This window comes from Gracilibacillus dipsosauri (genome assembly GCF_003176895.1).
Classification (GTDB): domain Bacteria; phylum Bacillota; class Bacilli; order Bacillales; family Amphibacillaceae; genus Gracilibacillus; species Gracilibacillus dipsosauri.
In genome coordinates, this window is the sequence record NZ_QGTD01000008.1 from 17,568 (window position 1) to 37,681 (window position 20,114).

Consider the following 20,114-nt stretch of genomic DNA (forward strand, 5'->3'; position numbering starts at 1 on the left):
TTAGCTAACAATTGATTATTTTCTTCCTCTTTCTTCTTTTGCAATTTTCATAAATTTGTTCGTTTCTGCTACAACGACACCCGACAATAGCAACAATCCTATTAGGTTTGGAAATGCCATTAGTCCGTTCATAATATCGGCAAAATTGAATACAACATCTAATGATACAATAGCGCCAATGAAGACAAAGAAGATAAAAATATAACGATAGATTTTTACCCCTTTTTCCCCAAAGAGGTAATCGATCGATTTTTCTCCATAATAAGACCAGCCTAAAATAGTAGAAAAGGTAAAGAACAGGATTCCAAATGTTACAATAATTGAACCAGCATCACCTAGGAATAGTGCAAATGCCGAACTAGTAAGTGCGGACCCATCAAGGCCACTTGTCCATTGATCTGCCATGACAATGGTAATTCCGGTTATGGAACAAATAACAATCGTATCAATAAATACCTGTGTCATGGATACGAGCGCTTGCCGTGCGGGGTAATCGGTTTTTGCAGCTGCAGCGGCAATTGGAGCAGAACCAAGACCTGCTTCATTAGAAAATGCACCACGTGCTACCCCATAACGGATGACAGTACCTAATATCCCACCACCAATTGCTTTTCCAGTAAAAGCATCCTGAAAGATATAACTTATGGCTGTTGGCACAAGGTCAAAATTAAGCACAATGACGACTAATCCACCCAATACATAAAAGACAGCCATAACCGGAACAAAAAATGCGGTTACGCGACCAATACTTTTAATTCCACCAATAATAACTAATCCGGCAAGTACTGTGAAAGCAATTCCTGTTACAAATGGATTGATCGAGAAGGACTCCTCTAACGATGCAGCCGCTGTATTGGATTGAACCATATTCCCAATTCCAAAAGCAGCAATAGAAGCAAATATGGCGAATAAAATCCCTAAGAAACGACCAATGCGTTTATTTTTTAATCCATGTTCTAGATAATACATTGGTCCACCAGACATTTCACCACGCTGATTTTTTTTACGATATTTGACAGCTAAGAGGGCCTCTGCATATTTTGTCGCCATTCCAAAAAGTGCGGTGATCCACATCCAAAAGACAGCACCTGGTCCACCAGCAACCACAGCTGTAGCAACCCCTGCGATATTACCAGTTCCAACGGTTGCAGCTAAGGCAGTCGTTAATGCCTGATAATGGGTTATGTCTCCTTCTGAATTTTTATCTTGATTTTTGCTAAAGGAAAGCTTTAATGCATAGGGAAGAGCACGAAATTGTAAGAAAAGTAGTCGACAAGACAAAAGAATCCCTGTACCAACTAATAAAATTAATAAGGGAGGACCCCATACCCAGCCGCCAATTTCTCCTAATATTTCTGCCCCTTTTTCATTAAAGCTTTGTAACCAATCTAACATAATATCCCTCCCTTTTAAGATTGCGCTTTCATATAACCATATTCATTGAAAAAAAGGATGATGTCAACTGAATAGACAATCTTTTTACTAAAGAGTATAATGTTTAACGGAAGAATCCTATTGTGGTTAAATAGATTGTCTATTATTTATCTATTTTCGAAAAACGATTATTGACTTGTTAAGGTGTACATGTTAAGATAGTTAAAGTGAATTAAATATGATCAGAGACAAGTAGAAGCACCCGCTTCTCACCTGATTGACACAAGTGTTGTAGTTGACAGGTATTTATCCGACTTATTTGTAATGAAATCGAGGATGTGTGGGTGCAGTATGTGTACCGACACTTTTTTGTTATTGAACAAAAAGGGATAAAGTCAATCAGTATTTAAAGGATGATCGACTTGTCTTATTGTTAATATATGATCATGTTTCATTACGCTTTTTATTAAATTTCGGAGGTGGCTGATTATTAGCAAAGATATGAATGTCAATGAGAATATTCGAGCACGTGAGGTTCGACTCATTGATTCTAATGGGGATCAATTAGGCGTAAAATCTCGTCAGGAAGCATTAGATATTGCTCAAACTAGAAATCTGGATTTAGTATTGGTTGCGCCAAAAGCAAAACCACCCGTTTGCCGAATCATGGATTATGGGAAATATCGCTTTGAGCAACAGAAAAAAGAGAAGGAAGCGCGCAAAAAGCAAAAAGTTATTAATGTGAAAGAGGTTCGACTTAGCCCTGGTATTGAAGAGCATGATTTCAATACAAAATTACGTAATGCACGTAAGTTTTTATCTAAGGGAGATAAAGTAAAGGTCTCTATTCGCTTCCGTGGACGTGCGATTACCCATAAGGAACTAGGTCAAAAAGTATTGGAACGAATGGCCGAAGCATGTAAAGATATCTCTTCTATTGAGCAAAGAGCGAAAATGGAAGGTCGTAGTATGTTCATGATGCTTGCACCTGTTTCTGATAAAAAATAACGAATATTTACGTCAAATATAGTTTAGTTTTACAAGGAGGAAGCTATTATGCCAAAAATGAAGACTCATAGCGGTACTGCAAAAAGATTCAAAAAAACAGGATCTGGAAAGGTAAAACGTTCGCACGCATTTACTAGTCATATGTTTGCAAACAAAACGCAAAAACAAAAACGTAAACTACGTAAATCTGCTATCGTTTCCGCAGGAGATTATAAACGCATTAAACAAATGTTACCGAAATAATAGGAATTCGTTGATATATATAGGAGGGATTTATTATGCCACGTGTTAAAGGTGGAACAGTTACACGTAAACGTCGTAAACGTATATTAAAGCTAGCAAAAGGTTATTATGGTGCAAAACATTCACTATTTAAAACAGCTAAACAACAAGTATTAAAATCAGGTCAATATGCTTATCGTGACCGCCGTCAGAAAAAACGTGATTTCCGTAAGCTTTGGATTGCGCGTATTAATGCGGCAGCTCGCTTAAATGACCTTTCATATAGCCGTTTCATGCACGGATTAAAATTAGCAGGCATTGAAGTTAACCGTAAAATGCTAGCTGATCTTGCTGTGAATGATGAAAAAGCATTTGCACAATTAGCAGACCAAGCAAAATCTGCTTTAAAATAATTTTTATTTAAAGGATTGTTTCATCAGGTGATGGGACAATCCTTTTCTTACATATAAAATAATATAGGAAATGGAGACCTCAAATGATTTTGGTGGCTTATTATATTGTCATGAATCTTATTGGATTTTGGACAATGCAAATAGACAAAAATAGGGCGAAGAAAAATAAGTGGCGTGTTCCCGAGCGTAGAATTTGGTTTATTGCTTTTATTGGTGGAGGGATTGGTGCAACGGTGGGAATGAACGTATTTCGACATAAAACGAAGCATCTTGCGTTTAAGCTATTCCTTCCTTTGCTAGGTATTTTACAGGTGCTTTTAATAGTCTATCTATCTTTTACTCGTGTTCCAATCCCTTAGAAAAAAACTGTCATAACAGCTCGTCTATTGTCATATTAGTTAAGATAGAGGAGTTGATGAAGCATGCAACTAGAATGGTTATTGCAGATGAAATTATGGGATAGTTATGTACTTGTCGCTCCAATGGCGTTCATTTTTGTTCATATATTAAGACCTATTCTTTTTTTACCTGTCCTGTTATTGTGTATCACGGGGGGATTGGTGTTCGGAATCATTGCTGGGACGATTTATTCTGTGATTGGCTTACTATTTTCCAGTATTATTTTCTATTGTCTTTTATCATGGCTACCAGTCCTATCCAAGAAGTGTGAACAAATTGAAAAAAGATGGCTGAAGCAACGAGAACTCACCATTGTTCAAATTTGTTTGTTAAGGTTATTACCATTTATGCACTTTCATTTGCTTTCCTTCTGTATTTATCAAAATACAAAGAGCTTCATTGAATATTTACGAACAACTCTTTTGTCAGTCCTTCCACTTGCCATTGTTTATACAGCCTTAGGGGATACGCTACAACAAATGCCAATATGGTATGCAGTTCCTGTCACCCTATTTATTCTCATACTTGTCTATTTCTTTAGAAGAAAACAAACCATCATTAAATGGCAAACCTTCTTCTCGCCTACGTCTCATCTTTGAAGATGTAGGCGATCAATAGGATGCTTCCAGTCAATTTCGGCGTGCGGATAGCGTATTAGAATTTCCTCTTCAAGAAAATATAGATCTTTTCGCTCAAAGCCTTGTAGTTTCTCTGGATTTCTGGCATGCATCATAATATGAATAACCTCAAAAGAATCCTCTGTTGTTCCTAAATATTTCTCTCCTTCGAATAAGTAACCATTATAGGTAATAAAAAAATTTTTCTTAATATTCTCATTGTTATCTAAAAAGTAAAATTCTTTCTTCTCTTGGGCAACCTCTAGCTTTCTTTTTGGATTAACGATATATTTAAATGCAGTATATATCAAGATAACTAAGGCAATTAACACTAATAATCGAAATAAAATGACAATCATGAAAGTCCCACTCCTTACATGCTATAAAAATTTCCGTACCCCATTTTCTTTATAGATACGAATGAACAAGTGATAAGGTTTCAAAAATATGAAAAAAACATGATATAATGACGACAGGTATTAGGAGGTGTACAATGAACTGGGAAACATTATTTAAAATGCAACGTGATCTAGACCATTATATACTAAAACAGCATCAATTAAAAAATGAACAAATTGTGGAGAAAAAAGTTTTGGCCCTTTTGGTAGAGATTGGTGAACTTGCTAATGAAACAAGATGCTTTAAATATTGGAGCGTAAAAGCACCAAGTCCAAAAGATGTCATGGCAGAAGAATATGTCGACGGTATCCATTTTATTTTATCTTTGGGATTAGTAATAGGAATAGAAGATTATCATGGTGAGATTGAGGAACCAAGTGAAGAGACGACAGAATTATTTCTCCGTGTATTTGAAGCAATTCATCAGCTGAACAAAGAAAGATCCAAGCAAGCGTTTAACCAGTTATTCTATGTCTATTTACAGTTAGGAAAGAATTTAGGCTTTACACAAGGAGACATTAAATCAGCCTATATCGAAAAAAATAAAGTTAATTTTGAAAGACAAAATCAAGGTTATTGAACTCGGATGTATGACTTTCATAGAATGGCAAAAAATAGACAAAAGTATCTTCAAACAAAAAATTAGGAGGAAATACATATGGCAAATCAGGAACAGATGCTTAACATGTTGAAGGAATTAACAGATGCTAGGGCTATACCTGGTGATGAAAGAGAAGCACGCCAGGTAATGGAAAAATGGATTACCCCATATGCAGACAAGGTATATACGGATCATTTAGGTAGCCTCATTGCTGAAAAAAAAGGAATGGAAAACGGTCCGAAGATTATGGTGGCAGGTCATTTAGATGAAGTCGGTTTCATGGTAACAAGAATTGACGATAAAGGGTTTGTCTATTTTCAGACCGTTGGAGGCTGGTGGAGTCAGGTTATGCTAGCTCAGCGTGTAACCATTCTTACTAGAAAAGGGGATGTTACTGGTATTATTGGCTCAAAACCACCGCATATTTTATCTCCAGAAGCACGCAAGAAGCCTGTAGAAATTAAAGACATGTTCATCGATATAGGTGCATCTAGCAAGGAAGAGGCTGAGAAATTCGGTGTGCTCCCAGGTGATTCGATTGTTCCCTACTTTGAATTTACCCCATTGAAAAATGAAAAGCTATTACTTGCAAAGGCTTGGGATAACCGAATCGGATGTGCCATTGCAATAGAAGTACTAAAACGATTGAAAGATGAATTGCACCCGAACATCGTTTATGGTGTAGCAACTGCGCAAGAGGAGGTTGGCTTGCGTGGGGCAAAAACAGCAGCACATACCATTAAGCCAGATATTGGGTTTGCGGTTGATGTTGGTATCGCAGGTGATACGCCTGGTATTTCTGCTAAGGAAGCGGACAGTAAAATTGGAGAAGGACCACAAATTATTTTATATGATGCGTCCATGGTATCTCATAAAGGGTTACGTGACTTTGTTGTGGAAACAGCAGATGCGCAGCACATTCCGTATCAGTATTCTTCCATGGCAGGTGGAGGAACAGATTCTGGTTCGATTCATTTAACTGCTAACGGAGTGCCTGCCTTATCTATTACGATTGCAACAAGATATATTCATACACATGCAGCCATTTTACACCAGGATGATTTTGATAATGCTGTTCAATTAATAGTTGAAGTTATCAAACGATTAGACAGTGATACCGTTGAAAAAATTACTTTTAGCTAATAGAAATGCAACGAGGATAGGGCAAAACTAAATAAGGAAAGGAAAATCCGAACAATTTTCTGACTAAGCGAAGTATTTTGACGGAGCGGTTCCAGTTCAGAAATATTACTGTTCGGATTTTTTCTTCTTTACTACTCATTTGTCTCTGTCTGTTATTTTTCTTGACGGACTATCAAGAAAAAATACTTTCCCGTGCTTCATAATGAATCGGCAGCGAAGTATGTTCATGAACGATGTACCAAGAGGAATCCTTCTCCTTCCTAAAACCTAATGTCAACCTTAATGTCATACTTTCTCCAGTATCTTCTATGTATGTAACGATTCCATGAGTAAATGCGATATGGTCACTTTCCTCCATGATTAAATCCTTCCACTCCACATCAAGACTAAGGTCACTTTTGGTTAATCCTTCGAACCATTCCGTCACTACTTTTCTCCATTGGGAAATACCTTCGATTTTCCAGTTATTCCAGCAGTCATAAATAAGAATGTCAGAAGAATAGGAGGAAAGGAAGCCTTCCACATCTATTTCCGAAATAGTAGCTTTATAATTTTCCAATACTTCCTGAGGATTATTCCAGTTAGATTTCATACATACTCACACCTCCATTTTGGCTCTATTTCTGTAAATTTTACCACAGAAGCAAAGGCCAAGTTTCTTTTAAATTGCTGAAATTATGAAAGCGTTATTGTAATGTTTGATAAGATGTAGTAAAGTGTAAATAACTTATACGTATATCTTATAGGGTTAATTTATATATAAGATAATTTAATAATATACTAAGTCTAATATCTTATAATATAATTAATAAAAACATTAATGTAAATAAGTAGTTTGGCGCCTAGTATTGTAAACGCTTTATAAATATACGTATAAGAATAAATAATTTGGAGGTATAGCATATTGAAAAAAGTATTGATGTTCAGCCTGATTTTTTCTTGTATTCTTATATTTATTGCCCCTAGCATGCTGGCAGTTGAGGAGCCTACTTTTACAGATGCTTCTGTCCATGATCCATCCGTCCTTTATATGAATCATACATACTATGTTTTTGGATCACATCTAGCAGCAGCTAAAACCAATAATTTAATGAATTGGGAACAAATAGAAGGTGACGGCGTCCATCCTGGTAATTCTTTATTTGAAGATGTAACAAAAGAATTGGAGGAGGCCCTTACTTGGGCGAAAACCGATACGCTATGGGCACCGGATATGATTCAATTAAAATCAGATGGTAAGTATTATATGTATTACAATGCATGTGAGGGAAGTTCCCCACGTTCAGCAATGGGAATAGCAGTGGCTAATCATCCGGAAGGGCCTTATCAGGATTTAGGACTCATTTTGCGTTCAGGAATGACAGCAGGGGAATCGGCAACGATCGATGGTACCCCTTACGATGATGCACATTTTCCAGAAATCTATGATGCTACCATTCATCCAAATGTGGTAGATCCAGACGTGTTTTATGATGAGGAAGGTAAACTTTGGATGGTATATGGATCTTATTCAGGCGGAATCTTCATTTTAGAACTTGATCCAGACACAGGTTTTCCAATACCAAATCAAGGCTATGGCAAAAAACTCCTTGGTGGGAATCATAGTAGAATTGAAGCGCCATATATTGTCTATAATAAAACAACCGACTATTATTATCTCTATCTTTCCTATGGAGGCTTAGCATCAGATGGTGGATATAACGTTCGTGTGGCAAGGTCAGAGAATCCGGATGGCCCATATACAGATATCCAAGGGAACAATATGATTCAAGCAAAAGGGGAAGATGGGACATTTTTTGATGATGAGTCCATTGCACCGACCGGGACGAAGCTTATTGGTAATTACGAGTTCGAAAAGCTATTCGGGGAGACTGGAGAAGCAACTGGTTATGTCTCACCAGGACATAACTCTGTTTATTATGATGAAAAGACTGGACAGCAGTTTTTGATTTTTCATACACGCTTCCCAAATAGAGGAGAGGCACATGAGATACGAGTTCATCAAATCTTGATGAATGAAAAAGGCTGGCCAGTTGTGGCACCATTCCGATATGTAACTGATGAAAATGTGAATGTTACTAAAGATGAAATTGCTGGAGACTATAAATATATTGCTTTCCAGCAAGCGATTAATGCAGACATAACAAAGTCTACCCATATAAAGCTAACAGAAGATGGAGCGATCACTGGAGATGTTTCGGGAACTTGGGAATTCAAAGAGGAATCAAATTTGACACTATCCATCAATGGAGAAACATTTAACGGGATAGTAATGAAGCAATGGGATCCAGTCTCGCAATCCGAGACAGTTACCTTTACAGCGTTGGCTAATAATGGATTATCGGTATGGGGAAGCCGATATGAAATGACCCAATATACGGATAGTGAAATAACAGAGATGATAGCAGAAAAATTAGAAATAGGTGACCCCAGTCAAGTGATGGAAGATTTACATTTACCAACAAAAGGAGAACAAGATACTATCATTACTTGGAAATCCTCTAATACGAATGTACTCTCCCATGATGGTAAAATAAATCGACCAGCCTATAAGAAAAAGCCTGTTTCAGTAGAATTGACCGCAACCATTGAAAAAGGAAGTGCATCAACCACAAAACAGTTTAACATCACGATAATACCTGAAACTTTTAAAGGTTTAGCGGCACATTATTCCTTTGAAGGTAATCTCCATGATCGTACGAACCGTTTAGATGCTGGCACGGTAACAGGGGATCGTATTAATAATACAGGTGGTAATATCACCTTTGTTGATGGGAAAATAGGTAATGCTGCAAAGTTTGATGGAAAATCAGGTATTAAATTACCAAATGGGATCATTGATAGCAACACCTACACTGTTTCAATTTGGCTAAAGCCTGTAGCCTATTCAGCACATACCACATCTTTTTTCGGTGCTGCTAGTCCTGAACAATGGATTAGCTTGTTACCAGGTGGAACGGCTGCTCATGAACAGACGATGCTCTGGTCTGGTAGCAAGGAATGGTATGAAGGACTAACAGAACAGCTCATTCCTCTCGATGAGTGGAGTCATATAGCTTTTACTGTTACCAAAGGGAACTTAAACCTTTTCATTAATGGAGAGCATATCATGAGTTTAACCAATTTTCCTCACATTTTTACAACAACAGATGCAGTCTTTGCACTAGGAATAAACTATTGGGATCTCCCGTATGAGGGATTAATGGATGAAGTCTTAATATACAACAATAAAGCATTATCTGCCGAAGATATAGAACATTATTACCGTACTCAACAATTGCCGATTAATACGACAGAACTCGAAGAAAAGATTAAGGAAGCAAAAGATTTACTTGATGGAGAGCGTTATACAGAAGCCTCTCTTAAAAAATTAACAACGACGATCGAGCAAGCAGAAGCAAGCCTAACTGAAATGAAATCAGAAGCACAGCTCACCCAGATGCTATCCCTATTACAAAGCGCCATTGATGGATTAAAGGTAAGAAACGACCAGAGTACGGATGATTATATAACGATTTCATCTAAAGACCAATTATCTATGGATGAAAATGGAAACTATATTGTCCATCAAGAAGGTAAGAGCTATTTATTTAAAGCGGGTGTGTTCGATAAAGGAGATATAGATAAAAAAATAGCGATAACCTATGATTCAATCACCGTGTTTTTACCTGTAGAAAATGTCATGAATGAAAAGGGTAGTTTATTTACATTTGGAGATGTGTCAAAAGCAATTCAATTGAAAAATAAGCGAGTAATATCTGACCTAGTAGACTTTACTCTAGAAGAAGATGGTACAGCTATTGAGTTAAAAGGGCCAATTGAGATTTCCTTCTCCATCGAAAGAGAAAAAGTAAAGAATTGGGAAAGTGTCAGAGGAATTTATATCGATGAAAATGGAGAGCAGATGGAAGTAATTATACCTAAATCTTATGATGAAAAGAATGGCATAGTTACCATATTGGTAAATCACTTAAGTATTTATGGTATATTGGAGTTGACAGAAGAACAACATCCAAGCATGGATCATGACGAATCAGCAACAAGTTCTAATGATAAGACAGAAACAAAAGAAAGCAGCTCAACAGAAAATAGGCTTCCAGATACGGCAACCAATCAATTTAGCTGGCTTTTTGCTGGGGCTTTACTACTGTTTAGTGGCTTTCTGTTAATAACAGTAAAACAAATAAGGAAAGACAAATTTTAGATAGGGGATAAGAAGATAAATGACGAACCACTGACAATCCAGAGGTTCGTCATTTCATGTAGATTTTAAATAATATTATCATCAGCTAAGGTATGTACCCATTACTTTTTGTACATAGCTTTGGGTTTCTTGAAAAGGCGGAATCCCATCATACTTATCAACATTACCAGGGCCGGCATTATATGCCGCTAAGGCAAGAAGCTTATTTCCATTGTAACGCTCAAGCATTTGGCTAAGATATTTCGTCCCACCAAAAATATTTTCCTTCGGATCGAAAGGATTTTGAACACCTAATCCAGAAGCAGTTGCCGGCATAAGTTGCATTAGTCCTTGGGCTCCAGCGTGACTGATTGCATTTGCATTATAATTGGATTCATTTCGGATAACAGCATCAATTAATTTTTCATCAACATGATAGCTTGCAGCAGCCTCTTTAATAATCGATGCATAATCCGATGATTCAGACAATGAAGTTGTAGCCTCGTTAGCCTGCTTTATATTTAATAATGGTCTTGTCGTATAGTCTATCGGCTGATAGGAATGATTAGAGGCCAAGCTTGATTGCTGAATCATTGATTGAAGTAATTCTTGAAAAATCGAATCAAAGTTAGCGGCCGTATTTGTTGTAGAATTATTGGTATTGGTTAGATTAGATAATGCCTGCATTTGCATGGCGTATTGGATGTGTGGAATATTCACGTCATAAACTCCCTTTAGGAAAAATTATCTATCTCTAATATACCTTTTTATTCGTATTCGTGCAATATTATTTTAGTGAATATATGACTAAAAGACTACAAATGAAAAGATGGAGCTATTTAAAAAATAAGGCATACCTATTGGAATTGGGCACCATATTTTTAATAGAGAGCTCCATCTTTACTACACAAATTACTTTACCGCTTGCTCTAATGCATTTAATACCTCATCTTTATCTGCTTCACTTGCATTTTGCCAGTATAATTCAAATAATACACCTAAGCCTGGAAGCATTTTTTCTTCACCACTTTGAATCGCATCTACAATCGTTGCTTCCAATTGATCGGCAGAATTACCAGAAACATTTGATTTTATTGCTTTTCGCAAATTTAGATCCATTCTTTACACTCCTTCCAACTCATCATTTTTCATTATAGTTTGACCATCATTAGAGAAAATATGTATGATAGGTACAGGACAGTATTCAAATAAAATGGTGCAAGGATGGGAACAATGATTACATCAGTGAAAAATGAAATGGTCAAAGAATGGCGTAAGCTTAAACAGAAGAAGGAACGAGATCGACAAGAGAAATTTATGATAGAAGGCTTTCATCTAATCGAAGAAGCACACAAAAGTGAGTGGGAAATTGTTGCTTTGATTCATGAAGAACATATAGAAATAGAAAAAAGCTTGTTACAATACCCGTTATATACTGTGTCAGATAATGTAATGGCTGCTATTACAGAGACGAAAACACCTCAAGGAATTGCAGCTGTTGTTAAAAAAAGAAACGTCCAGGATTCCTTGAGCAATAAAGCTTTACTAATTGACGAAGTACAGGATCCCGGCAATGTTGGAACGATGATTCGAACAGCGGATGCAGCAGGTTTTGATACCGTCATTTTAGGAAAAGGTACCGTTGATTTATATAATGACAAAGTAATTCGTGCCACTCAAGGCTCTATCTTTCATTTAAATATCATGCAAGCGGATCTAATAAAAGAAATGGAGAAGCTTCAGGCAAACGGTATTCCTATTTGGTCGACTGGACTTGCACAAGCCAAGCCATATCAACAAGTTGAAAAACCAGATAGAATAGCAATTGTAGTTGGAAATGAAGGAGCTGGGGTCTCCAAAGAAATAATGGATAAAGCTAGTGAAAATGTAGTAATACCGATCCATGGTAAGGCAGAATCGTTAAACGTCAGTGTGGCAGCAGCTATTCTGATGTACTATGTAGTAGGTTAACACCATTTATTTTAGGACTTGCATCATTTCGTTCATTTCATTATACTATATGAAGTAAAACCTATAAAAGCATTGAAGGAGCAAGTAAATAGGTACACATCGTTTACAAGGGAAGAAGCACCATAGACTGGAAGTGCTTCTAACGACCATCTATTGAATTTCACTCTGGAGCTGACACTTGGACCTCTGTGTGAGAGTAAAGGTGTACCGGAAATTTTCCGTTATCAAAAACACGAGTGGATATAGTGATTGCTATATCAACAAGGGTGGTACCGCGATACGTATAGTCTCGTCCCTTTTTTGGGGATGAGGCTTTTTTGTTTTTCTTATAAAATAAAAGGAGGTTTAACAGATGAAAGAACAACTACAAGCACTTGAACAAGAAGCTCTTTCCAAAGTAGAGGAAGCATCAACGATAAAAGAATTACAGGACGTTCGAGTAGCATACTTAGGAAAAAAAGGCCCGATTACTGAGGTTTTGCGAGGGATGGGAAAATTATCACCAGAAGAACGCCCAATAATCGGGGAATTAGCCAATACGGTTAGAGCAAATATTGCTAATGCGATGGAAGAAAAGAAAGATGCAATGGAAAGAGCTGAATTAGAGAAGCAATTAGCGGAAGAGCAAATTGATGTAACCCTACCTGGGCGTCCAGTTGCTGTAGGTGGGCCCCACTTATTAACAAGCATTGTCGAAGAAATTGAGGATTTATTCATTGGTTTAGGATTTGAGGTTCGAGAAGGTCCTGAGGTAGAGACAGACTACTACAATTTCGAAGCATTGAATTTACCAAAAGGACACCCTGCTCGAGATATGCAGGATTCTTTTTATATAACAGAAGACTTGTTAATGCGTACCCATACTTCACCAGTACAAGCACGGACAATGAATGCTATTCAAGGTGCTCGTCCTGTTAAAATGATTTGTCCTGGTAAAGTATATCGTCGTGACACCGATGATGCTACACACTCTCATCAATTTACGCAAATTGAAGGACTTTACGTTGATAAAAATGTTCGAATGAGTGACCTAAAAGGGGTACTTGATCGTTTTGCCAAGCATATGTTTGGAGAAGACCGCGAAATCCGTCTCCGACCAAGCTTTTTCCCATTTACGGAACCTTCTGTCGAGATGGATATCTCTTGTAAGGTTTGTAATGGGGAAGGCTGCAGTGTATGTAAGAAAACGGGCTGGATTGAGATTCTTGGTGCTGGAATGGTACACCCACGTGTATTAGAAATGGCCGGCTATGATCCAAATGAATATAGTGGATTTGCTTTCGGAATGGGACCTGAAAGAATTGCAATGTTGAAGTATGGTGTGGATGATATTCGTCATTTCTATACTAATGATGTTAGGTTCTTAAAGCAATATCACCAAGCATAAAGAGGAGGTTACGACATGTTAGTATCATTAAATTGGTTAAAAAATTATGTAGATATTGATCAACTATCTCCAGAGGAGCTAGCGGAACGCATTACAAAATCTGGAATAGAAGTAGAGGGAATAGAGCGGTTCGGAAGCACTGCAACGAATGTTGTAGTTGGCTATGTGGAAAGCTGTGAAAGACATCCAAATGCGGATAAATTAAACCTTTGCCTTGTAAATGTAGGAGATGAAACCCTACAAATTATTTGTGGCGCACCAAATATTGCCCAAGGGCAGAAGGTAGCAGCTGCGAAGCCTGGTGCTGTCTTACCAGGGAATGTGAAAATTAAGAAAGCGAAATTGCGTGGTGTCGAATCCTTTGGTATGATTTGTTCATTGCAAGAGCTAGGAGTGGAAGAGAAATTCATACCAAAAGAATTTACTAGTGGAATATTTGTTTTCCCAGAAGATGTGGAAATCGGATCAGATGTAACTAAATTACTGAATTTAGATGATATTATTATAGAACTAGGATTAACACCAAATCGTTCTGATGCATTAAGTATGCTTGGTGTCGCTTATGAAGTAGCAGCGATTTTGGATGTACCGATCCGCTTACCACAATCATCCGTACGTATAGTGGAAGAAAAAGCGGAAGAACATATTCGTGTAAATGTAGAAGCCCCCGATGTGAACCCGTATTATGGCGCGTTTATCATTAAGAATATAGTAGTAGGGCCATCTCCTTTATGGATGAGAAATTATTTAATGGCTGCTGGTATCCGTCCGATTAACAATGTTGTCGATATTACGAACTATGTATTGTTAGAATATGGTCAACCACTCCATGCTTTTGATTTTGATAAATTTGGTTCAAACGAGGTCGTCGTTCGAAAAGCAAGTAATGATGAGAGAATGGTGACATTAGATGATCAGGACCGAACGCTTACAGAGGATCATCTCGTTATTACAAATGGTAAGGAGCCAGTGGCACTTGCTGGTGTGATGGGTGGGGCAAATTCAGAGGTATCTGATTCCACCACTACTGTTTTATTGGAGGCTGCTTATTTTGATGGTCAATCGGTAAGAAGAGCTTCCAAGGATTTCGATCTTCGTAGTGAATCAAGTAATCGTTTTGAAAAAGGGGTAGACCCTAATCGAGTCCGTAAGGCAGGAGAGCGTGCTTGTCAATTATTTGCAGAGTATGCGAGTGGTTCTGTACTAGACGGAGTAGTAGAATTTGATCAGCTTGATTATGACGAGAAGACGGTAACGATTTGGACTTCAAAAATTAATGAACGACTCGGTACCAATATATCGAATGAGGAAATTGCCGATATTTTACGAAAGTTACATTTTAACTATGATCAGGATGGGGAAACCTTTACCGTTTATGCTCCAACAAGACGACAGGATATCACTATTTTTGAAGACATGGTAGAAGAGGTTGCACGTATTTATGGTTATGACAATCTCCCATTCACCTTGCCTCAAGGAGGATCTCAAGCTGGAGGGTTAACCAAAAATCAAGCCTTGAAACGTCAGGTAAAGCAATTTCTAGAAGGTGTAGGATTATCTGAAACAGTTACCTATTCCTTAACAACGACATCACGGGCTGAGGAGTTAGTAAGTCCAGAGGTGAAGGATGGATTAGTCTCAACCGTTTCCTTAGCAATGCCTATGAGTGAAGAGCATAGTACATTACGTGTAAGTATTTTACCTGAAATGCTGGCATCAGCCTCTTATAATCTTGCACGAAAGCAAGCTAATATCGCCTATTATGAATTAGGAAGTGTGTTTGTTTCCAAAGAGAAGAAAATAACCGAACAACCTGAGGAGAAATTACGCTTAGCAGGTGTTTTAACTGGTGAGTGGGTAACACATCCTTGGCAGCAAGAGAAAAAGCCGGTTGATTTCTTTGTAACAAAAGGGATTCTTGAAGGATTGTTTGATTTATTGAATGTTGCAGTCACTTATAAACAAGCAAAAATAGAAGGCATGCACCCAGGACGTACAGCTCAAATATTCATGGGAGATCGTGCGATTGGCTTTGTTGGTCAGTTACACCCACTGATGCAAAAAGCCTATGATTTAAAAGAAACGTATGTCTTTGATATTGATTTTGATTATGTATTGGAAATTCATGAAAATGAGCCAAGCTTTGCTGTAATTCCACGCTTCCCAAGTGTGACAAGAGATATTGCATTAGTTGTCGACGAAAAAATTGCAGCAGGTGACATACAAGAAGCCATCGCTCATGCCGGAGGTGCACTCGTTAAGGACATTCAAGTGTTTGATGTTTATCAAGGAGAGCATTTAGAAGCAGGAAAGAAATCCATCGCCTTTAGCTTGTTCTATCAAGATCCCGAAAGAACACTGACAGACGATGAGGTCGAAGCATCATATCAAGCGATTTTGGATGAAGTAACCAAAAAATTCGGAGCGGAATTAAGAGGTCAATAACAAGAAATAGGGCTGCATCCGATCAGGATAGCAGCCCTATTTCGCAAAAAAATTAGAGAACTCGCAAAAAAATTAGAGAACTCGCAAAAAAATTAGAGAACTCGCAAAAAAATTAGAGAACTCGCAAAAAAATTAGAGAACTCGCAAAAAAATTAGAGAACTCGCAAAAAAATTAGAGAACTCGCAAAAAAATTAGAGAACTCGCAAAAAAATTAGAGAACTCGCAAAAAAATTACCTTACATAATTCATCGCCTTGTCCGTATTTGCGAAATGGATTTTTGCATTATCATATAGTACGTCTAGCCCATGTTTTTTAATCAGATAGGCAGCCGTTTCATCAACCTTGGAAGAAGCACCCTTTGGTATCGTCACACCTAATCGTTCAGACAACAAATCCATTTCCTTAACAAATTTAGCACGTGCGATAATAGATGCAGCAGCGACAGAAGTTGAGTAACTTTCGGCTTTTGTCATGAAAAAAACATTTTCTTGAAGCTTCGCCCCCTCACTACTTATATGCTTTCGATAGGAAAGTGGCTGGCAAAATTGATCAATTAAGATCCCGTGTAAAGGGGCAGCACCAATTTTAACTAATAGCTTTTCTATCGCATGGTGATGAAGCATTGCTTTCATTTTTCCCTGATTCCAACCTTTTTTTTGGAGTTTATTATATTTTGTATTATCTAGTGTGAGCAATGTATAAGGAATTTTTTCCTTTACTAACTCCTTTGCCAATATAGCGATTTTATCATCTGTTAAAGTTTTGGAATCGGTTATACCCATTTGCTTAAGTATCGTTATTTTTTCGTCTGGTACATAAACGGCACTGACTGTTATCGGGCCAAAATAATCACCTGTTCCAGCTTCATCTGAACCGATATGAGCATTTTTAAATAAAGAGGTGGGTGGCTTGTAGCCATGATCATTCACCGAGCTTTTATTAGCAGATCCAGAAGTTACCGCACCACTTTCCGACCATTTATTTGCTTCTCTTGCCGCATTTTGCCCTTGAAACATAACTTTTCCTGATCGATAGGCATTAATGGTCGTACCATTCACTTTGGCTAAAAACAGTGTATTGGCAGGTTTTTTAATGATCGAATTTTGATAGTAAGCAGTTATTTCTTCAAGCTTATCTTTTGTTACTTGTATGACAACATTAGCCAAAACTATATCGTCCCTTCTATTATACTAAGGATCATTATAACAAAGATTCAATTTAGCGGAATAGTTTTCTAATTGCTTGCTTCATGTTAATATTATTTTTAAGGTTATCTGTGGTAAAGTAGTATAATCAGGTGAAATGACTTGAAACGTATTGTCAATGAGGGGGTATTATGGGTGACCCAGCCGGATAAATCTCGAACTACCGTTAAGATATATGGAAGATCATATAAAATTGTTGGAAAAGAGAATTCTGAGCATGTGCGTCGCGTCGCAGGCTTAGTCGATGAAAAAATGCAAGAAATACACGATGTGAATAAATCTTTAGATACGACAAGCTTAGCAGTTTTAACTGCTGTCAATACAATGAATGATTACATTAAATTAAAAGAAGATTATGAAGTTTTACAAAATCTTCTCGAGGAGAAAGAGGAATAAATTTGTCATGGTAACTTTTGTTATTCTTATTTTACTTTTATTAGGATTTTTAGTGGGGCTAAAAAGAGGCTTCATTTTACAATTGCTACACTTAACAAGCTTCATACTTGCCTTCATTGTCGCAGTGATGTATTACAAGGACCTAGCAGGTATACTGGAACTATGGATACCATACCCAGAGCTTTCTGATGATGGAACATGGGCAGTGTTCTTGGATACATTACCACTTGAAGCAGCATTTTATAATGCTATTGCATTTGGTTTATTATTTTTCGCGACGAAAATTGTCCTGCAAATTATTGCGACAATGCTTGATTTTGTTGCAGATTTACCGATCTTATCGATCTTCAATTCATGGTTAGGAGCCATTCTAGGTTTTATTGAGGTCTATTTAGTTATTTTTGTTGTGCTTTATATTATTGCACTAGCACCTGTAACCGAAATCCAAGCTTGGATTGATCAATCATCCCTTGCAACATATATGATTGAAGATACTCCAGTATTATCTGAAAAGCTTAAGGATATTTGGTTCTCGAATGATCCAACTTCATAGACTAAGTGTAATGCCCTTGCTTCTACAATCTAGCAAGGGTTTTGCACTTCTACCTGAAAGGAGAATTAAAGTGTCCGTTAATAAAAAAGATGTCATTAAACATTTAGAAACGATTGCAACATTTCTTGAATTAAAAGGAGAAAATCCGTTCAAGATTTCTGCTTACCGTAAGGCAGCACAAGCTATCGAAAAGGACGAAAGAACGATTTCAGCAATTGGGGATTTTACAAAGCTACAAGGTGTTGGAAAAGGAACGGCTGCCGTAATTGGGGAATTTATCGAAAAGGAAGCCTCCGAAACACTAGCACAATTAGAAAAGGAAGTGCCATCCGGACTAGTCCCCCTACTACATCTCCAAGGGTTAGGAGGGAAAAAATTAGCAAAGCTTTACCAAGAATTGAATATTACAGATGCGGAATCTTTAAGGGAAGCGTGTGAACAAGGAAAAATTCAAAATCTCAAGGGGTTTGGCAAAAAAACGGAAGAAAAAATATTAGAGGCCTTAGATAAAGGGAATGAACGACCCGAAAGGCTACCAGTAGCTGTTGTACAACCTATTGTCGAAAAGCTCCAAGCCTATTTGAGTACGATAGAGGAGATCGACCGTTTTTCAATTGCTGGAAGTATGCGTCGTCAGCGCGAAACGGTTAAAGATCTGGATTATATCATTTCAACGGATAACCCTGAAGTAGTAAAAGAAAAACTGCTTGCATTCGATGAACGAATTGATACGATAGCTGCAGGTGATACGAAGGTATCGATTGTCGTAGAAAACCTCTATGAAATAAGCATTGATTTTCGATTAATTAGTGATAAGGAATTCCCGACAACACTACATCATTTTACAGGGTCTAAGGATCATAATGTTCTTATGCGCCAGCTAGCAAAATCACAAGGGAAAAAAATTAGCGAATATGGTGTTGAGAATATTGAGACGGGTGAAGTGGAAACCTTTGATTCTGAGAAAGATTTTTTCCGGAGCTTCGGGCTTCATTATGTACCACCAGAGATGCGTGAAGGTTCGGATGAACTAGAGCTTGCAAAAGCACCAATATCCATTATGAAAGCTACCGATATTCGTGGCGATTTACACATGCACACTACTTGGAGTGATGGTGCTCAATCCATTGATGAAATGGTTGAAAGAGCAATAGATAAAGGCTATGATTATATCGCGATCACGGATCATTCTAAATTCCTGCGTGTGGCAAACGGTCTTGATGAAACAAGATTAAGATTACAGCGTAAAGAAATAGAAAATGCAAGGGAAAAATATCCAAATATCCATATATTTGCTGGTACAGAAATGGATATTCTACCAAATGGAAAGCTCGATTTTGATGATAACGTACTTGCCGAGCTTGATTTCGTGATTGCATCGATCCATTCAAGCTTTCAACAGTCACAAGATCAAATCCATGCAAGGCTATTACAGGCGTTAGAGAATCCTCATGTGGATATGATTGCACATCCAACTGGAAGACTGATCGGAAGAAGAGATGGATACGAGCTAGACGTGGAATGGCTCATCGATCAAGCTCAAAAGACGAATACGATTCTCGAGTTGAACGCCAATCCCAATCGATTAGATCTTGCTGCGAAATGGGTCCAGCTAGCCCAAGAAAAAGGTGTGAAGATCGCGATTAATACAGATGCCCATAGCTTTGGAATGCTCGATCATATGATTATCGGTTGCGGAACTGCTAGAAGAGGAAGACTGACAAAAGAAACAGTTATTAATTGTTGGTCAAAGGAAGAAATTGTAAATTATATCTCAAATAAATAGTAAGAGGAGT

At 37.5% G+C, this 20,114-nt stretch carries 20 protein-coding genes and 2 other annotated features; of the genes, 14 read left to right on the top strand and 6 right to left on the bottom strand.

Features of this window, described 5'->3' with window-relative positions; all coding sequences use genetic code 11:
* Positions 1-15: 15 nt before the first annotated feature.
* Positions 16-1,395, bottom strand: a complete 1,380-nt coding sequence (locus DLJ74_RS06970; protein WP_109983927.1) for an alanine/glycine:cation symporter family protein — start codon at positions 1,393-1,395, stop codon at positions 16-18.
* A 223-nt stretch (positions 1,396-1,618) separates the two neighbouring features.
* Positions 1,619-1,751: a sequence feature (ribosomal protein L20 leader region), on the top strand.
* 124 nt (positions 1,752-1,875) lie between these two features.
* Between DLJ74_RS06970 and infC the strand changes: the two genes are divergently transcribed.
* The 5 genes from infC to DLJ74_RS06995 all read left to right on the top strand — a co-directional run bounded on the left by infC (position 1,876) and on the right by DLJ74_RS06995 (position 4,015).
* On the top strand, positions 1,876-2,382 hold the full coding sequence (gene infC, locus DLJ74_RS06975) for a translation initiation factor IF-3 (RefSeq protein ID WP_109983928.1): 507 nt from the start codon (positions 1,876-1,878) through the stop codon (positions 2,380-2,382).
* A 48-nt stretch (positions 2,383-2,430) separates the two neighbouring features.
* The gene (gene rpmI / locus DLJ74_RS06980; protein ID WP_109983929.1) at positions 2,431-2,625 is read left to right on the top strand and encodes a 50S ribosomal protein L35; all 195 of its coding nucleotides are present in this window, start codon (positions 2,431-2,433) and stop codon (positions 2,623-2,625) included.
* A 35-nt stretch (positions 2,626-2,660) separates the two neighbouring features.
* Positions 2,661-3,017, top strand: coding sequence for a 50S ribosomal protein L20 (rplT, locus tag DLJ74_RS06985; protein WP_054861435.1), 357 nt, complete (start codon positions 2,661-2,663; stop codon positions 3,015-3,017).
* 83 nt (positions 3,018-3,100) lie between these two features.
* Positions 3,101-3,376 (top strand): DUF1294 domain-containing protein, encoded by a 276-nt coding sequence (locus tag DLJ74_RS06990; protein ID WP_054788267.1) that lies wholly within the window; start codon positions 3,101-3,103, stop codon positions 3,374-3,376.
* 63 nt (positions 3,377-3,439) lie between these two features.
* A complete protein-coding gene (locus DLJ74_RS06995; RefSeq protein ID WP_109983930.1) occupies positions 3,440-4,015 on the top strand; it encodes a TVP38/TMEM64 family protein in 576 nt (191 codons plus the stop codon).
* Here the strand turns inward: DLJ74_RS06995 and DLJ74_RS07000 are convergent.
* Complete coding sequence (locus DLJ74_RS07000) at positions 4,006-4,392, bottom strand: sigma-w pathway protein ysdB (RefSeq protein ID WP_109983931.1); 387 nt, start codon at positions 4,390-4,392, stop codon at positions 4,006-4,008. The genes DLJ74_RS06995 and DLJ74_RS07000 overlap by 10 nt on opposite strands.
* Positions 4,393-4,526: 134 nt before the next feature.
* Between DLJ74_RS07000 and DLJ74_RS07005 the strand changes: the two genes are divergently transcribed.
* The gene (locus tag DLJ74_RS07005) at positions 4,527-5,012 is read left to right on the top strand and encodes a dUTP diphosphatase (protein WP_109983932.1); all 486 of its coding nucleotides are present in this window, start codon (positions 4,527-4,529) and stop codon (positions 5,010-5,012) included.
* 78 nt (positions 5,013-5,090) lie between these two features.
* Complete coding sequence (locus DLJ74_RS07010; protein WP_109983933.1) at positions 5,091-6,176, top strand: M42 family metallopeptidase; 1,086 nt, start codon at positions 5,091-5,093, stop codon at positions 6,174-6,176.
* A gap of 172 nt (positions 6,177-6,348) precedes the next feature.
* Here the strand turns inward: DLJ74_RS07010 and DLJ74_RS07015 are convergent, their stop codons facing one another.
* The gene (locus DLJ74_RS07015) at positions 6,349-6,768 is read right to left on the bottom strand and encodes a YybH family protein (protein ID WP_109983934.1); all 420 of its coding nucleotides are present in this window, start codon (positions 6,766-6,768) and stop codon (positions 6,349-6,351) included.
* Between the two features lie 312 nt (positions 6,769-7,080).
* On the opposite strand from DLJ74_RS07015, the gene DLJ74_RS07020 reads away from it, so the two are divergent.
* Positions 7,081-10,380 carry a family 43 glycosylhydrolase gene (locus DLJ74_RS07020; RefSeq protein ID WP_109983935.1) on the top strand — a complete coding sequence of 1,100 codons (3,300 nt, stop codon included), beginning with the start codon at positions 7,081-7,083 and terminating at the stop codon, positions 10,378-10,380.
* A gap of 81 nt (positions 10,381-10,461) precedes the next feature.
* Here DLJ74_RS07020 and DLJ74_RS07025 read toward each other — a convergent pair whose 3' ends face one another.
* Positions 10,462-11,079 carry a lytic transglycosylase domain-containing protein gene (locus DLJ74_RS07025; protein WP_054789344.1) on the bottom strand — a complete coding sequence of 206 codons (618 nt, stop codon included), beginning with the start codon at positions 11,077-11,079 and terminating at the stop codon, positions 10,462-10,464.
* Positions 11,080-11,271: 192 nt separating this feature from the next.
* On the bottom strand, positions 11,272-11,478 hold the full coding sequence (gene sspI, locus DLJ74_RS07030; protein WP_054859045.1) for a small acid-soluble spore protein SspI: 207 nt from the start codon (positions 11,476-11,478) through the stop codon (positions 11,272-11,274).
* 114 nt (positions 11,479-11,592) lie between these two features.
* On the opposite strand from sspI, the gene DLJ74_RS07035 reads away from it, so the two are divergent.
* From DLJ74_RS07035 to pheT, 3 genes are all read left to right on the top strand, one after another.
* Entirely contained in the window at positions 11,593-12,330 is a 738-nt protein-coding gene (locus DLJ74_RS07035) for a TrmH family RNA methyltransferase (RefSeq protein ID WP_109983936.1), read from the top strand.
* Between the two features lie 63 nt (positions 12,331-12,393).
* Positions 12,394-12,630: a binding site (T-box leader), on the top strand.
* 52 nt (positions 12,631-12,682) lie between these two features.
* Complete coding sequence (pheS, locus tag DLJ74_RS07040) at positions 12,683-13,717, top strand: phenylalanine--tRNA ligase subunit alpha (RefSeq protein WP_109983937.1); 1,035 nt, start codon at positions 12,683-12,685, stop codon at positions 13,715-13,717.
* Between the two features lie 15 nt (positions 13,718-13,732).
* Positions 13,733-16,162 carry a phenylalanine--tRNA ligase subunit beta gene (gene pheT / locus DLJ74_RS07045; protein ID WP_109983938.1) on the top strand — a complete coding sequence of 810 codons (2,430 nt, stop codon included), beginning with the start codon at positions 13,733-13,735 and terminating at the stop codon, positions 16,160-16,162.
* A 232-nt stretch (positions 16,163-16,394) separates the two neighbouring features.
* Here pheT and rnhC read toward each other — a convergent pair whose 3' ends face one another.
* Entirely contained in the window at positions 16,395-17,330 is a 936-nt protein-coding gene (gene rnhC / locus DLJ74_RS07050) for a ribonuclease HIII (protein ID WP_109983939.1), read from the bottom strand.
* Between the two features lie 174 nt (positions 17,331-17,504).
* Between rnhC and zapA the strand changes: the two genes are divergently transcribed.
* The 3 genes from zapA to polX all read left to right on the top strand — a co-directional run bounded on the left by zapA (position 17,505) and on the right by polX (position 20,104).
* Positions 17,505-17,765, top strand: coding sequence for a cell division protein ZapA (gene zapA, locus DLJ74_RS07055; RefSeq protein WP_054859046.1), 261 nt, complete (start codon positions 17,505-17,507; stop codon positions 17,763-17,765).
* 7 nt (positions 17,766-17,772) lie between these two features.
* A complete protein-coding gene (locus tag DLJ74_RS07060; RefSeq protein WP_054789352.1) occupies positions 17,773-18,318 on the top strand; it encodes a CvpA family protein in 546 nt (181 codons plus the stop codon).
* Between the two features lie 70 nt (positions 18,319-18,388).
* A complete protein-coding gene (polX, locus tag DLJ74_RS07065) occupies positions 18,389-20,104 on the top strand; it encodes a DNA polymerase/3'-5' exonuclease PolX (protein WP_109983940.1) in 1,716 nt (571 codons plus the stop codon).
* Positions 20,105-20,114 lie beyond the last annotated feature (10 nt).

Excerpts from the sequence above, each read along its gene's own strand:
- infC (WP_109983928.1), top strand. The coding sequence starts at position 1,876 with ATGAATGTCAATGAGAATATTCGAGCACGTGAGGTTCGACTCATTGAT.
- DLJ74_RS07035 (WP_109983936.1), top strand. The coding sequence starts at position 11,593 with ATGATTACATCAGTGAAAAATGAAATGGTCAAAGAATGGCGTAAGCTT.
- rpmI (WP_109983929.1), top strand. The coding sequence starts at position 2,431 with ATGCCAAAAATGAAGACTCATAGCGGTACTGCAAAAAGATTCAAAAAA.
- DLJ74_RS06995 (WP_109983930.1), top strand. The coding sequence starts at position 3,440 with ATGCAACTAGAATGGTTATTGCAGATGAAATTATGGGATAGTTATGTA.
- pheS (WP_109983937.1), top strand. The coding sequence starts at position 12,683 with ATGAAAGAACAACTACAAGCACTTGAACAAGAAGCTCTTTCCAAAGTA.
- DLJ74_RS07010 (WP_109983933.1), top strand. The coding sequence starts at position 5,091 with ATGGCAAATCAGGAACAGATGCTTAACATGTTGAAGGAATTAACAGAT.
- DLJ74_RS06970 (WP_109983927.1), bottom strand. The coding sequence starts at position 1,395 with ATGTTAGATTGGTTACAAAGCTTTAATGAAAAAGGGGCAGAAATATTA.
- pheT (WP_109983938.1), top strand. The coding sequence starts at position 13,733 with ATGTTAGTATCATTAAATTGGTTAAAAAATTATGTAGATATTGATCAA.
- DLJ74_RS07015 (WP_109983934.1), bottom strand. The coding sequence starts at position 6,768 with ATGAAATCTAACTGGAATAATCCTCAGGAAGTATTGGAAAATTATAAA.
- DLJ74_RS07005 (WP_109983932.1), top strand. The coding sequence starts at position 4,527 with ATGAACTGGGAAACATTATTTAAAATGCAACGTGATCTAGACCATTAT.
- DLJ74_RS07000 (WP_109983931.1), bottom strand. The coding sequence starts at position 4,392 with ATGATTGTCATTTTATTTCGATTATTAGTGTTAATTGCCTTAGTTATC.
- DLJ74_RS07060 (WP_054789352.1), top strand. The coding sequence starts at position 17,773 with ATGGTAACTTTTGTTATTCTTATTTTACTTTTATTAGGATTTTTAGTG.
- rplT (WP_054861435.1), top strand. The coding sequence starts at position 2,661 with ATGCCACGTGTTAAAGGTGGAACAGTTACACGTAAACGTCGTAAACGT.
- DLJ74_RS06990 (WP_054788267.1), top strand. The coding sequence starts at position 3,101 with ATGATTTTGGTGGCTTATTATATTGTCATGAATCTTATTGGATTTTGG.
- sspI (WP_054859045.1), bottom strand. The coding sequence starts at position 11,478 with ATGGATCTAAATTTGCGAAAAGCAATAAAATCAAATGTTTCTGGTAAT.